12 protein-coding genes are annotated in these 15,187 nt (G+C 33.6%); 4 read left to right on the plus strand and 8 right to left on the minus strand.

Going from position 1 to position 15,187, the window contains the following annotated elements; translation table 11 throughout:
- Window positions 1-10: 10 nt before the first annotated feature.
- On the minus strand, window positions 11-1,030 hold the full coding sequence (gene fbp, locus FNW38_RS10585; protein ID WP_143387544.1) for a class 1 fructose-bisphosphatase: 1,020 nt from the start codon (window positions 1,028-1,030) through the stop codon (window positions 11-13).
- A 256-nt stretch (window positions 1,031-1,286) separates the two neighbouring features.
- Between fbp and FNW38_RS10590 the strand changes: the two genes are divergently transcribed.
- From FNW38_RS10590 to FNW38_RS10605, 4 genes are all read left to right on the plus strand, one after another.
- Window positions 1,287-1,766, plus strand: a complete 480-nt coding sequence (locus FNW38_RS10590) for a GNAT family N-acetyltransferase (protein WP_143387545.1) — start codon at window positions 1,287-1,289, stop codon at window positions 1,764-1,766.
- A 28-nt stretch (window positions 1,767-1,794) separates the two neighbouring features.
- A complete protein-coding gene (locus FNW38_RS10595; RefSeq protein WP_143387546.1) occupies window positions 1,795-3,051 on the plus strand; it encodes an aspartate kinase in 1,257 nt (418 codons plus the stop codon).
- A gap of 84 nt (window positions 3,052-3,135) precedes the next feature.
- Window positions 3,136-6,567 (plus strand): hypothetical protein, encoded by a 3,432-nt coding sequence (locus FNW38_RS10600; RefSeq protein ID WP_143387547.1) that lies wholly within the window; start codon window positions 3,136-3,138, stop codon window positions 6,565-6,567.
- 176 nt (window positions 6,568-6,743) lie between these two features.
- Window positions 6,744-7,814 (plus strand): glycosyltransferase, encoded by a 1,071-nt coding sequence (locus FNW38_RS10605; protein ID WP_143387548.1) that lies wholly within the window; start codon window positions 6,744-6,746, stop codon window positions 7,812-7,814.
- Between the two features lie 146 nt (window positions 7,815-7,960).
- On the opposite strand, the gene phoU is transcribed toward FNW38_RS10605, so the two are convergent.
- The 7 genes from phoU to FNW38_RS10640 form a co-directional block, all read right to left on the minus strand.
- Window positions 7,961-8,638: a phosphate signaling complex protein PhoU gene (phoU, locus tag FNW38_RS10610; RefSeq protein ID WP_143387549.1), complete on the minus strand. Its 678-nt coding sequence runs from the start codon at window positions 8,636-8,638 to the stop codon at window positions 7,961-7,963.
- A gap of 78 nt (window positions 8,639-8,716) precedes the next feature.
- Entirely contained in the window at window positions 8,717-9,475 is a 759-nt protein-coding gene (gene pstB, locus FNW38_RS10615; protein WP_143387550.1) for a phosphate ABC transporter ATP-binding protein PstB, read from the minus strand.
- A gap of 42 nt (window positions 9,476-9,517) precedes the next feature.
- The gene (gene pstA, locus FNW38_RS10620) at window positions 9,518-10,462 is read right to left on the minus strand and encodes a phosphate ABC transporter permease PstA (RefSeq protein WP_143387551.1); all 945 of its coding nucleotides are present in this window, start codon (window positions 10,460-10,462) and stop codon (window positions 9,518-9,520) included.
- Window positions 10,463-10,464: 2 nt separating this feature from the next.
- Complete coding sequence (gene pstC / locus FNW38_RS10625) at window positions 10,465-11,676, minus strand: phosphate ABC transporter permease subunit PstC (protein ID WP_143387552.1); 1,212 nt, start codon at window positions 11,674-11,676, stop codon at window positions 10,465-10,467.
- Between the two features lie 74 nt (window positions 11,677-11,750).
- Window positions 11,751-12,584: a phosphate ABC transporter substrate-binding protein gene (locus FNW38_RS10630; protein WP_143387553.1), complete on the minus strand. Its 834-nt coding sequence runs from the start codon at window positions 12,582-12,584 to the stop codon at window positions 11,751-11,753.
- Between the two features lie 40 nt (window positions 12,585-12,624).
- Entirely contained in the window at window positions 12,625-13,917 is a 1,293-nt protein-coding gene (locus FNW38_RS10635; RefSeq protein ID WP_143387554.1) for a porin, read from the minus strand.
- Between the two features lie 182 nt (window positions 13,918-14,099).
- On the minus strand, window positions 14,100-15,182 hold the full coding sequence (locus FNW38_RS10640) for a sensor histidine kinase (RefSeq protein WP_143387555.1): 1,083 nt from the start codon (window positions 15,180-15,182) through the stop codon (window positions 14,100-14,102).
- Window positions 15,183-15,187: the final 5 nt, after the last annotated feature.

Consider the following 15,187-nt stretch of genomic DNA (forward strand, 5'->3'; position numbering starts at 1 on the left):
ATACTTACTTTTAGTACTTGCTTAATTTAGCTTTGTGCATAAAATCTTCCGCTTTCTCTACCATATTATAGCTTCCACAGAAAAAAGGAACACGTTGATGTAATTCCGTAGGCACAATTTCCATTATACTTGCAAAACCATCAGATGCTTTACCTCCTGCCTGTTCTACAATAAACGCCATAGGATTGCATTCATATAACAAACGTAATTTTCCTTTTGGAGCTTTGGAACTTGTTGGATAAATATAAATTCCGCCTTTTATCATATTTCTATGAATGTCAGAAACCAAACTTCCTATATACCGTGAGGTATAAGGTCTATCCCCTTCTTCTAGCTGACAATATTTAATATAATCTTTTACACCTTGCGGAAAATGAACATAATTTCCTTCATTAATGGAATAAATATTTCCATCTTTGGAAAACTGCATGTTTGGATGTGATAAATAAAAGGTTCCAATTGCCGGATTTAATGTAAATCCATTTACGCCATGACCTGTAGTATAAACCAGCATTGTTGACGTACCATAAATCACATAACCTGCTGCAACTTGATTGATTCCAGGCTGTAAAAAATCTTCGATTGTAACCGGAGTACCAATTGGAGTAACGCGTCTGTACACTGAAAATATTGTTCCTACCGAAACATTTACATCAATATTTGACGAGCCATCAAGAGGATCCATCAAAACTACATATTTATTGTTGTGGCTTTTATCACTTCCTTCCACTGTAATAAAGTCATCATTTTCTTCGGAAGCGATTCCACATACAATTTCACGATTGATTAAAGTTTGAATAAAAATATCATTGGCATATACATCCAGTTTTTGCTGGTCTTCCCCTTGTATATTTTGTTCCCCGGCGGCACCAATTATATCTACCAGTCCAGCTTTGTTTACTTTGTAATTGACCACTTTTGCAGCCAGCCGAATTGAATTGATAATCCGGGATAATTCGCCTGATGAATATTGAAAAGCATTTTGGTTTTCGATGATAAATTCACCTAGTGTTGTGTTGCGTTCTTCCATTACGAAATCGTTGTAGTTAATTTGAAGTCACAAATATCGGATTTTTTGTGAAAATGAATTGAATAATATTTACTTAGTTTGGCAGTATTGTATATTTGCTTATAAAATAGTTGAATAATGAATGTAAAATGCTTTATTTTGAGCAATTCAACATTTAAAATAAGAATTTATGAAATGAGCATTACGGGAGTTTGATGCAAACACCAATAAAGATATGCGAATTCCATATTCAAAAAAAAATAAACACAAACTACGTATGAATATCAGAAAAGGAAATCCCGAAGACATGCAATCAGTGCTAGGACTTATACAAGAATTAGCAGACTTTGAAAAAGAGCCTGACGCCGTTCTTGTAACGGTAGCTGATTTAGTGCGTGATGGTTTTGGTCCAACTCCTTTATTCCATGTTTTTGTTGCCGAAGTGGAATCGGAAATTGTGGGTATTGCTTTGTATTATTATCGTTATTCTACTTGGAAAGGAAAAATAATTCATTTAGAAGATTTAGTGGTAAAAGACAAGATGAGAGGTACCGGATTGGGCTATGCTTTGTATTCTGAAATCATCAAACAAGGCAAGAAAGACAATGTTCGAAGAATTGACTGGCATGTTCTTGACTGGAACACTCCTGCTATAGAATTTTATGAAAAATCAGGAGCAAAAGTGTTAAAAGATTGGTATGTGGCACAAATGGACGAAGCAGGAATTAACTATTTTGTAGATAATAGATTGAAATAGAATTACAAATTTTTTTGTTTAAAAAAGTATGAGAGTATTCAAATTTGGTGGTGCTTCTGTAAAAGATGCAGCAGGAATAAAAAACGTATATGACGTTTTACAAAAAGTAGGTTATGAGGATGTATTATTGGTCGTTTCTGCAATGGGGAAAACCACGAATGCTCTTGAAATAGTAATAAAAAACTATTTCGATAAGTCGCCTGAATTAAATTCATCTGTTCAGGAAGTAAAAAAATACCACAATCAGATTCTGATGGATTTGTTTGAAGAAGAGAAAAACGAGGTTTTTACTGCTGTAAATGCTCAATTTTCTGACTTAGAATATTTTTTGGCTCATAATAAATCTCCAAATTATAATTTCGTTTACGATCAAATCGTTAGTTATGGCGAATTAATTTCTACCACTATCCTGAGCCATTTTATGAGCTTTATGGGAATAAAAACACAGTGGCTAGATGTGCGAAATTTTATAAAAACCGATGCAAATTACAGAGATGCAGAAGTGGATTGGGAATTGACACAAAAGAATATTGCCAAAAACGTAAAAAGAAAAATATTAAATATTACTCAAGGTTTCTTGGGTTCTGACGAAAATAACTTTACTACTACTTTAGGTCGTGAAGGTTCAGATTATACTGCTGCAATTTTTGCCTATTGCCTGAATGCGGAAAGTGTAACCATCTGGAAAGATGTTCCTGGAGTTATGAATGCTGACCCCAGGTATTTTGAAAATGCAAGTTTGCTAAACCAAATTTCGTACCGTGAAGCGATTGAATTGGCTTTTTACGGCGCAACAGTTATTCACCCGAAAACCTTACAACCTTTACAAAAAAAGGAAATTCCTTTGTTTGTAAAATCCTTTATAAATCCATTATTACCAGGAACTCGCGTTGCCAAAGGTGCCGATTTAGAGCCTTATTTACCTTGTTTTATTGTCAAAAGAAACCAACTTTTAATTTCGCTTTCGTCAATAGATTTTTCCTTTATTATGGAAGAACACATCAGCGAAATTTTTGCTTTGTTTCACCAATTCAAAATAAAAGTGAATCTAATTCAAAATTCAGCCATTAGTTTTTCAGTATGCGTGGAAGATAAATTTGAAAATTTTAAAGCTTTGAACGCCATTCTATCCAAAAAGTTTAAAGTTGATTTTGATGAAAATGTTACTTTATACACCATTAGACATTTCAACGATAAAGCGGCACAAACTGTCGAAGAAAACAAAGTTGTTTTATTAAAACAAGTCAGCCGCGAGACGATGCAAATTATAACGAAAGAAAGTTAGAAATCCTTTTCTATCTAAAGTTTCGACTTGTACTTATTGTTTTACAGAATACACTACTTTTGATGCATAGACGTTATACTATCTATGTTGAAAAAAGTAGTGTTTTTGGTTCTAATGATGTGTTTTTCCGGACTACAAGCCCAGGAAACTAATTCGTTATACAAAACCAAAAAAATCCCAGCTACCCGCGATACTATTCATCTTGAAAATAAAAGTCTCAATTCCAATTACTTCAAAGTGCTTGACGCCAATGAAAAATCTATTGATTCTGTTTTTTATAAAATAGATTTCCAAAAAGCACTCTTAATTTTCAATGAAAATTTCGCTCCATATTCAGATTCCATAACGGTTCATTATCTCAAACTTCCTGAAATTCTAACCAAAGAATATCGCATTTACGATTCGAGCCGAGTAGTAAGTAACGAAGCCATTTCAGGAAAATTATATAAAATCGAAACAAATCCCAGCAAAAAGAACATCCCTTTTGACGGATTAAACACTTCCGGAAGTATCATGCGTGGAGTAACTATTGGCAACAATCAAAATACGGTTTTAAATTCGAATCTGGATTTACAAATAACCGGAAAATTATCCGAAAAAGTAAGTCTGAGGGCTTCATTACAAGACAGCAATATTCCGTTACAAGATGGCGGCTATTCCCAAAAACTAGATCAGTTTGACAATATTTTCATGGAACTTTTTAGTGATAAATGGAACATTAGAGCCGGTGATATCTTTCTTGAAAACAAAAAAACGCAATTTCTTAATTTCAATAAAAAAGTACAGGGACTTGCCACTAATTTCGATTTTGGAACAGAAGATAGTAAAACCAATGTTTTTGCATCGGCCGCATTAGTTAAAGGACAATATGCCAAAAGTAATTTTGTGGGTCAGGAAGGCAATCAGGGTCCCTATAAATTAAAAGGTCAAAATGGTGAATTATATGTTCTCGTTATTTCAGGTTCAGAACGGGTTTATGTAAACGGCATTTTATTGAAACGAGGAGAAAATAATAATTATACCATTGATTATAATGCCGGAGAAATAGTATTTACGCCACTTTTCACTATTACTTCCGAAATGCGAATCGCTATAGAATACCAATATTCGGATAGGAATTACTCTCGATTTGCAACCTATGCCGGAGCTTCGCACGAAAACGAGAAATGGAGTTTTGGAGGCTATTTGTATTCCGAAAGTGATTTAAAAAACCAACCTTTACAACAAAATCTTTCTCAAGAACAAGCCCAGATTTTAGTTAATGCCGGTGACAATCCGGATTTGATGACGGCGCCTTCCGCTTATGCAGATGCGTATTCGGATAATAAAGTATTGTACCAAAAAACAACAATTAATTCTATTGAAGTTTTCGAATATTCGAACAATCCCGAAGACGAACTCTTTAATGTTCGATTTACTTTTGTGGGGGCAAATAAGGGAAATTATATCTTGAAAAACTCATCAGCTAATGGTCGAATTTATGAATACATCCAACCAATTAATGCTATTCCGCAAGGAAATTATGAGCCTATAATACAATTAGTTTCTCCAACGAAAATTCAAGTGGCAACATTTTTAGGAAAATATAAACCAACAGAAAAAACAGCCTTTGGTTATGAAATAGGAATCAGTAACAATGATAAAAATCTTTTCTCCTCAACAAATGATTATGATAACCGTGGCTTAGCAGCCAAAATAAATGCAAAGCAACGCTTATTTTCAAAAAAATGGAATGTTGACGCTTTTGCCAGTTATCAATTTATCCAGAAAAATTTCAAATCTGTAGAACGTCTTTACAGCATTGAATTTGACCGAGATTGGAATTTAGGAATTACTGCCATCGGAAATCAAAGTTTGTTAGTTTCAGGATTGCATTTCGAATTAAATCCAAAAGAAAATCCCCAGAACAAAGGACTGCTAAACTATCAATTTGAAAAACTGGATTTCTCAGAAAGTTTTTCCGGAAGCAGACATAGCATTGATGGAGCATTTAAATTGAAAAATTGGACGATTCAAAATCATGGCAGTTTCTTAAAAAGCGATGGAATTGAATCCTCTTCTAAATTTTATAGAAACCAAACGCAAACTCGTTATCATTTTAATAAGAACTGGATTGGCACCAGCCTAAGATTAGAAGACAATCAGGAAAAAGTTAAAACCACCAATCAATTTTCGGCTTTAAGCCAAAGATTCACTGAATACAGTCTTTTTACAGGTCGTGGCGACAGCACTAAAGTATTTGTAGAATTGGGGTATTTAAGACGAAAAAATGACAGCTTGCAAAATGGATTGATACAACGCGTAAATGCATCCCAAACTTATTTTTTGAAATCGAAATTAATCCAAACAAAGAAAAGTGATTTAACCGCTTATGTGAATTATAGAGTACTTGATTTTGCAGACATTACAAAGAAAAAGGAGTCCTCATTAAATTCCAGAATAGTTTACACTGATCGTTTTTTCAATCAATTGATTCAAAGCACAACCGTTTATGAAACCAATTCAGGAAGTATTCCACAGCAGGAATTCACCTATCTTGAAGTTCCGACAGGACAAGGAGTTTATACCTGGAATGATTACAATGCTAATGGAATTCAGGAAATACAAGAGTTTGAAGTTGCACCATTTATTGACCAGGCAAAATACATTCGGATATTTTTACCGAATCGAATTTATATAAAAACACATCAAAATAAGTTCTCCCAATCCGTAACTATAAATCCAAATCAATGGCAAAATGAACTTGGAATAAAAAAACTGCTTTCTTATTTCTATAACCAAACTTCATTTATAATTGATCGAAAAATAAAAAGTGAAGGCGATAATTTCGAATTAAATCCTTTTAAATCCAATAAGGAAAATGTGTTGGGATTGAATTCCAGCTTCAGAAATAGTTTGTTTTATAACCGAGGAAAACAAAACCATTCCATTACGTATTCCTATTTGCAAAACAAAACAAAAAACTTGCTATCCATAGGATCTCAAGAAGCCGCAAACGATTCCCATCAATTACAATATGCTCATTTATACAAGAAAAGTTGGCTGTTTGGCTTTTTTGCCAAAACAATACAGACGATCATAAAATCCGAAAATTATCCTGAAAAAAACTACGCTATTGATGGCTATTTATTGGCTCCAAAAATCAGTTACCTTTTTTCAAAAAATACCAGTTGGGATTTATTCTATGAATTACAAAATAAGGAAAATCAAATTGGAAGCTTGGAAAGGCTACTTCAAAACCGATTAGGAACTTCCTTTTCTTACGCGGGTGATAAAAAAATAACCATCAATGGAGAGGTTTCCTTTTATCAGAATAAGTTCACGGGAAATGAATTCTCTTCCGTAGGATTTCAAATGCTCGAAGGATTACAAACAGGCCAAAACTTGACTTGGAGATTACTGTTACAAAAAAATCTGACCCAATTTCTGGACATAAACTTAAATTATCAAGGCCGGAAAAGTAAATCCAGCCAAGCCATTCATACAGGAAATGTACAATTGAGAGCTTATTTTTAATTTACTATTTGATATTATTTTATGACGTATCGTTTTTTTAGAACTAGACAAAAAACAGAAATAGCAAAGTACATTTACAGGAATAAATTAATAGTTTGGTAATGCCTTAGAAATATAAAAAACCACTTCATTGAGTAACTTTCAAATTTAAATAACGAACATATATATATTGCCAAATGGATTTGAATGCTAACAATAAGACTATTTTGATTGCTCCATTGAATTGGGGTCTGGGACACGCTACCCGCTGCATCCCTATTATTAAGGCTTTACAAGAAAATGATTACATCCCAATAATCGCTTCAGATGGCATTGCACTGGAATTACTGCGAAAAGAATTTCCTTATTTACAAACACTGGAATTACCTTCATACGAAATAGAATATTCCAAAAATGGTAAAAATTTTAAATGGAAATTATTGAAGAATTGTCCAAAAATGATTGAAGCCGTTTGGAATGAAAAAAAATTAGTAAAGAAATGGATTAAAAAATATTCCATTGACGGTGTGATATCTGATAACAGGCTTGGGGTATTTAGCCAAAAAGTGCCTTCGGTATTTATGACACATCAATTGAATGTGATGACCGGGAATACAACCTGGATTACTAGTATGCTCCATCAGCATATTATAAAAAAATACAAAGAATGCTGGATTCCGGATTTAGAAGAAACCCCAAATTTGACCGGTAAATTAGGACATATAAAAAAGGCAGATTTTGAAACTAGATACATTGGGCCATTAAGCCGAATGCAAAAACGTGAGACTCCAAAACAATACGATTTGATGATTATTTTATCAGGACCTGAACCTCAACGAGGTTTGCTTGAAGATAAATTAAGGACTGAAATCTTAAAATATAATGGGAAGGTTGTTTTTATAAAAGGTATTATAGAAAAAGACCAGATAAAGGAGCAAATTAATAATGTCACGTATTATAACTTTATGAATACGCGCCAACTCGAACAAACTTTTAACGGAAGTGATAAAGTATTGTGCAGGTCCGGATATACCACCATTATGGACTTGGCAAAACTGAACAAGAAGGCTTTTTTCATTCCTACTCCCGGTCAATATGAACAGGAATATCTAGCAAAAAAATTAAAAAAAGAAGGATTAGTTCCTTATGCAGAGCAAAACGATTTTAGAATAGAAAACCTCGAAGAAATTGACTTATATAAAGGTCTGCCACGATTAGATACGGCATTAGACTGGAAAACATTGTTTCAGGTTTTTGAAAAGAATTAATGTTTTTTTAGAGATGTACTTTGAAAGATTACTGATTTATATCTCTTTTACAATCAAAAAACACACTAATTACCATACTTTCAAAGTATCTAATTAGTGTGTTTTTATATAAATCTACAAATTAATTGCAGATTGTCTACATCAAATTAATTATCTGATTTCTTATCACCAAATTTTTCGTGTTTGATAATTTTGGCATTAATCATAAAATAAACATACTCTGCAATATTCGTACAATGCTCAGAAATACGCTCTAAATGTTTTAAAACAATCACAAGATTTGTTCCAGAAACTACGGTCTTAGAATTTGACTTCATTTCATTGATGATATTATGTATTGCATCATCGGATTCATTTTTTATGGTATTGTTCAAAATAAAGATCTCACCAATGGTGTTTTCATTACGAGTTAAAAAACATTCATTCGTTTTTATGGTAATAACCTCAACTTGTCTGGCTATATCAGTAATATTAAACTTAACAATTAAGTCATGCTTATCTTTAATATTCTTAGCTTTTTTTATGATGCTTATCGCCAAATCACCAATTCTTTCTATCTCATTGCTAATTTGCATGGCTGACATAATAAAACGTAAATCAGAAGCGACAGGCTGTTGCAAAGCAAAAATACTTTGACAAATTTCATCAATCTTCACATCTAATTTATCAATCTTATTTTCTGTTTTTTTTACTTCTTTACCTTCAGCAACAGGTTCTGACAGCAAAGCGTTTACGGATCCACTCACTTGAATTTCTGCAAGCTTACCTATTTTTACAATTACATTTTTTAGTTTTTCTAATTCTATTTCAAAGTGTGATGCCATGTTTTTTTATTTAAAAATTTAAAAGATTAAAAAATCAAAATACGCTTTTTAGAAAGTCTATTTCTATTTATATACCTTTTATCCAAATCTTCCTGTGATATAATCTTCAGTCTGCTTTTGTTCTGGTTTGGTAAATATAGTATTAGTTTTACCAATTTCAATCAATTCTCCCAAGTAAAAGAACGCAGTATAATCACTGGTTCTTGCAGCTTGTTGCATGTTATGGGTAACAATTATTATTGTGTACTGTTCTTTCAACTCATGAACTAATTCCTCTATTTTTGAAGTAGAAATAGGATCCAATGCACTCGCAGGTTCATCCATAAGAATAATATCCGGGCTTACCGCCAAAGTTCTGGCGATACACAAACGCTGTTGTTGTCCACCTGAAAGACCCATTGCGGAATCATCCAAACGATCTTTCAATTCATCCCAAATAGCAGCCTGGCGCAATGAAGTTTCAACGATTTCGTTTAACTGTGCTTTGTCTTTTATCCCATTAATTTTAGGACCATAGGCAATATTTTCATAAATAGATTTTGGGAAAGGATTTGACTTTTGAAAAACCATTCCAATTTTTTTTCTAATATTTACAACATCTACGTCTTTATTGTAAATATCCACACCTTCAACCAGCATTTCACCAGTAATTTTCACACTCGGAATAAGATCATTCATTCTATTGATGCATCTCAAAAAAGTAGATTTACCACAACCCGAAGGTCCTATTAATGCAGTCACTTTATTCGCCGGGATTTGCATTGAAATTTCCTTTAAGGCCTTTTTATCACCATAATATAACGATAAATCTTTAACCTCTATTTTTATATCTCTCATGTTTTCTTTATTAAATCTAAAATAATTAGGTTGTCTTTGGAATTATTTTGCTCTTCTTCTAATTCTTGATCTGATGATTACCGCAACCAGATTTAATGATAAAGTAAGAATTAATAATACCAATGTGGTTGCGAACTGAATAGGCATTGTTTTCTCTACATCCGAAGATTGTGTGGACATAATATAAACATGATATCCCAGATTCATAAATTGATCGCTCAAAGATTCCGGCAAAGTGGCTAAATAATAGGCCGCTCCTGTAAATAAAATAGGGGCAACCTCTCCTGCACCTCTACTCACGGCAAGAATAGTTCCTGTCATAATTCCAGAGATAGAACCTGGAAAAACTACTTTTTTAATGGTTTGCCATTTTGTAGCTCCCAAAGCCAAACTGGCCTCCCTTAATTCTCGGGGGATCGTTTTTAAGGATTCTTCCACAGAAACGATAATCACAGGAAGCGTCAATAATGCCATAGTCAAACTTGCCCAAAGAATATTAGGCTGTCCCCAATGCAATTCACCATCATTGAAAGCAGAATCCATTCCTGTTCCAACAAATTGGATAAAAAATCCAAGTCCGAAAAGACCAAAAATAATAGAAGGCACTACTGCCAATGTTCTAATTGAAAATCGTACTGCTGCAGCAAATTTTGAATTTTCTTTGGCATATTCCGTTAAATAAATGGCTGTTATAGTTCCAAAAGGAACTGCCGCTATCGACATGACAATAACCAATATAAAAGTCCCTATCAAAGCAGGAAAAATACCTCCTTTGGTCATTCCATCGGTTGGAAAGGAACTTATAAATTCCCATGAAAATTTTTCACGCCCTTGGTAAATAATAATACCTAAAATTATAAACAAGATGGCAATAATTAAAAGAACTGCGATTTGTGTCAATCCGACAACTGCGTTTTCTTTTATATTTCCACCCGTTTTTTTAGTCTTATAAAACGGGTTTTCTGATACACTGATTGCTTTTTCCATGTTTATTTACCTTGGAATTTTTTAATTAATTTTCCTTTAACATAAAATTCTGCCACTGCATTTAATATAAATGAAAAAATGAAAAGCAAAGACCCAATAAAAAACAACACACTATAATGGGTTTCCCCAAAAACAGTCTCCGCCATTTCTGAACCAATTGTCGCAGCAAAAGTACGTACACTTTCAAAAGGATTTGCAGACAAAAGTGCTGCATTCCCTGTTGCCATTAATGCAATCATAGTTTCGCCAAAAACTCTACCTATACCTAACAATATAGCAGCAAAAATACCTGGAGTTGCAGCGGGAAGAATCACAAAAAATGCAGTTTGTGCCTTACTCGCTCCCAGCGCTAAACTGGCCTCGGTAAATGTTTTAGGGACTGCCGATAAGGCATCTTCTGAAATAGTATAAATAATTGGAATAGCTGCTAATGCCATAGCAACACCTCCTATAAAAGCATTCAATCGCGAATCATATCCAAAAATATCCTGAAAAAAAGTGGCCAAAACCATCATCGCAAAAAAACCAATTACCACTGATGGAAATGCCGCTAACATTTCGATAATAGGTTTTATGATTTCCTTTCTTCTATTAGAAGCAAAACATGAAGTGTAAACCGCTGCTAATATTGCCAAAGGACCTGCAATCAATATGGCAATTATAGTAACTTTTAAAGTTCCAACAAGTAATGCTAACAAACCAAAACGTGGATTATCGGAAACCGGAACCCATTCTGTAGAGAAAAAAGTACTCCAGGTTCTATCGGCTCCTTCTTTGTTTTCTGTGGCTTTTTCATCAATAATAACTTCCTTACCCGTTGCTGTTTCTGGGTTCAAATCTTCGGTTGGAGCCCCATAGGTATCAGGCTCTAGTTCTTCTGAAGTTTGTGTTTCTTGAGTTACTGGATTTAAATCTTCAGTAGGTGCTCCGTATGTCTCTGGCTGAATTTCTTCTGTTGAAGTTTCCGCTCCCTCATAGCTTTCTACTTTTACATCCGAAGTAGTTTGTATTTCGGTTTTTACTTTGTCTTTTTTACCAAAACTAAATAACGGCATTGATTCTTTGAAAACAAAAATAAATATCAAAAAGATAATGGCTATCGACAAAAAAGCTACAAAAGAAATAACTTTCTCGGCTAGGAACTCTGAAAGTCTAAATTGTTTTTTCAAACTCTCTTTGGTGAAAATTTGTTTACTTGGAAGTGGAGAATTCATTTAATTAATTTAAGAATTCATAAATTTTTAAAAAAAATCCCTCCATAATTAAAGAGAGGGATATTTTATAGTTTTTATTTTACGGGAAAATATCCTACTGTTGTAATCATCTTTTGACCTTCTGGACCCAAAATCCAATCTATAAAAGCTTTAGTATCACCTGTTGGCTTAGATTTCAAATACATGTACAAGTATCTTGAAATTGGATAAGTTTTGTTTTTTATGGTTGCAGCAGTTGGCAAATACCCTTTACTTTTAGCGTCTTTCTTAACTTTACAATCTTTCACACCTTCAGCATAAGCAGCACCACCATATCCAATACTATATTTGTCTTTTTTTACTGCATTCACGATAGCTGCTGTTCCTGGTAAGGTTTGACAGGTAGGAGAAAAATCAGTTTTGACTACATGCTCTTTAAAAAATTCAAAAGTACCTGAACTACTCTCTCTACCATACAATTGTATTTTGGCATCAGCACCACCTACTTGTTTCCAGTTTGTAATCTTTCCGGAGAAAATATCTCCTAACTGTTGTATTGTCAATTCCGAAACCGTGTTTCCTTTGTTAAGGAAAACTGACAAACCATCTTTGGCACATGGAATTTCAACAGCATTTTTTTTGTATTTCGCTTTTATTTTTTCTAATTCAGACGGTTTTATAGGACGACTTGAATTTGCGATATCAGTAGAACCATTGATTAATGCCGCAAGACCTACTCCTGATCCGCCACCAGTTACTTGAATTGTTGTCTCTGGATGTTTTTTCATATATGCTTCAGCCCATTGTTGTGATAAAATTACCATCGTGTCTGAACCTTTAATTGTTATTTTACTCAATGAAGTAAACGAATATCCAATAGCCATTATGACCAATAAGATTGCTGCAATTTTTAATTTTGTTGTTTTCATTTTTTTTTAATTTAAATAATATGTTTTTATTGTTTTTTAATTAAAAGTTGAACTGAGCTTGTAATCTCAATAAATTTCCCCGTTGTCTGTTATTAGGTAGCGCGCTATCTTCAAACGTTCTATCAGCAATTACCCATTCTGCTACCAATTCAAATGCTTTAATAGGCTGCCATTCTATTCCTAACTCGTAATCTCTTACCACATAGCTTCTGGCGTCTTTCTCAAATTTCTTCCCACCATCATAATATTGGAATTTGGCAAAAGGATAAATATATTGGTGTTTAGGCAAGTCCCATTTGTAATTTAAAGTCACATATCCTCCTTCTAAATCAGAAGATTCTACCGTATTAGTCAATTTATCATAGCGAGGTCCTTTCCCGATATTATATTCCGCCTGAACTCCAAATGGCTTAGGATAAAGAATAAATGAAGCCGCAACCCTTTGGTCTATTGTATACAACTTATCTGGCGTAGTCACTCCTGTAGAAAGCTCATTAGTAAAAGCCCATTTCCCAGTATACGCTTGTATGCCCGGCTCTATAATTTGACTTCCTACCTCAAATGGATAACTTACTCTTGTCACTACATGTAAGTTTCTATTTGCTTCAGACTTGTTTGCCGTTTGCCCATTATATGCCCCAAACGCAAATACTCCATAATCTCCAGAACCTTTATATCCATCTTTTACCAGCATTGCAAAACGATCTCTGATTTTACTAGGAGCCCAGTAAAAAAACACTCCTAAATCTCTTTCGTTTGCCACCGCACTATTCAAACCATCATTACGATCTAAAGTCAAACGGTTTTGACTGGATTGTAAATTTTCAAATCCAAAAGGCACTTTACTTTGTCCAATTCTCACACGAAACTCTTTCTTGGCATCAAATGACAAATCAAAATAGGCATCTCTAATTTGGGCAAAATTATTTATCCCAGTCGATGGCGAACTTGCAAAATCCGGCTGAATATAAACATATACATTAGGATGAACTTGTCCTGAAAACACGATACGGGCTCGTCTTATAAAAAGACCATTATTTGATTTCGCATCGATTGCCGTTGATGTAGTTCCCCAAGATTTGTCACACTGATCACAGGAGACTTTGTCATTAGAAGAAAGCAGCCCATTATATCTTACCTGCACGTAACCTCTGATTCCTATATTATCGTACCAATGTTCCTTCTTAACCTTCGTTTTTTCTTCCGCTACCTTCACCTTATTTATAGAGTCCAAAACACGAACCACTTCTTTTGCGATTTCATCTTTCTTCACCTCTTGTGCATTAGCCATACATGATAGAACAACCAAACCTGCAAATAAAATTTTTTTCATCTTTGTTATATGATTTAATTTTTTGCAAAGGTCACGCTAGTATGTTAAGCTAATGTTAACAAATTATTATGTTGGTGATAAATTATCGTTTCGTAAAGGTTTCCAATCCTATTTTACAGGATTTTTTTTTAAATTTTTTAAACTTATTATTTATTTTAATTATTGATTTTAAGTGATTTATTTTAATTTTTGTCCGATTCTGATTTTTTCAATCTGGCCTTCTCAATTGTAAAGGAAAATTCAGACCCAATACCAAACTCACTCTCCACATATATTTTTTCTTTATGTGCTTCTATGATATGTTTCACAATCGCTAATCCTAAACCAGATCCTCCTTCTGAACGTGAACCACTTTTATTTACTCTGTAAAAGCGTTCAAAAAGCCTTGAGATATTTTGTTTCTCTATTCCTTCACCATTGTCTGTTATTCGAACCAAGACCTTTTTCTTTGTCAAATTGACGATAGCGACTTCTGTAAGTCCGCCTTCTTTACCGTATTTTATTGAGTTCACAATTAAGTTTTCGACAACTTGCTGTATCTTATCTTCATCTCCATGCACTAGAATAGGCTGTATCCGATCATTTTCAAAAGCCAGTGTAATTTTCTTTTTATCTGCTTTCATTTCCAATAAATCGAAAACGTTCTGTATCAATTCTACAATATCAAAATCAGAAACCTCCAGATTCAAATCACCAGATTCTAATTTTGTGATCATATCTAAATCTTCTACAATGTAGATTAATCGCTCTACTCCTTTCTCGGCACGTTTTAGATATTTTTTTCGAACTGCTTTATCATCCATCGCTCCATCAATAAGTGTAGATAAATACCCTTGAACTGTAAACAAAGGGGTTTTAAGTTCATGGGAAACATTGCCAAGAAATTCTCTTCGGTATTCTTCTCGAACCTGCAACATTTCTATCTCCAATTTTTTATCGGTGGCAAATTTCTTAACTTCTCGCGTCAGCGTTTCCATATCGGTAGTAATAGGCTGATTGATAAACGAACTGGATTCCAGCAAGGAGACATCATCGTATATTTTTTTGACACGTCTGTAAATAAACCGTTCGACACGATATTGTAAAACCACAAAAGAGAATAAATAAATGATGACAAGAGAAACGATTCCAAACAACAGTAAATTATTGACTTTGGACCCAAAGAATAGTAAGACCATTAATACGACAAATCCAGTAGCAAAAAGGCTAATGAACAAAGCAGATTTTATGGCAAATTTATAGGTTTTCTTAAAATTTATTTTCATTACAT

Source organism: Flavobacterium gawalongense (assembly GCF_007097265.1).
In the GTDB taxonomy this organism is placed as follows: Bacteria; Bacteroidota; Bacteroidia; order Flavobacteriales; family Flavobacteriaceae; genus Flavobacterium; species Flavobacterium gawalongense.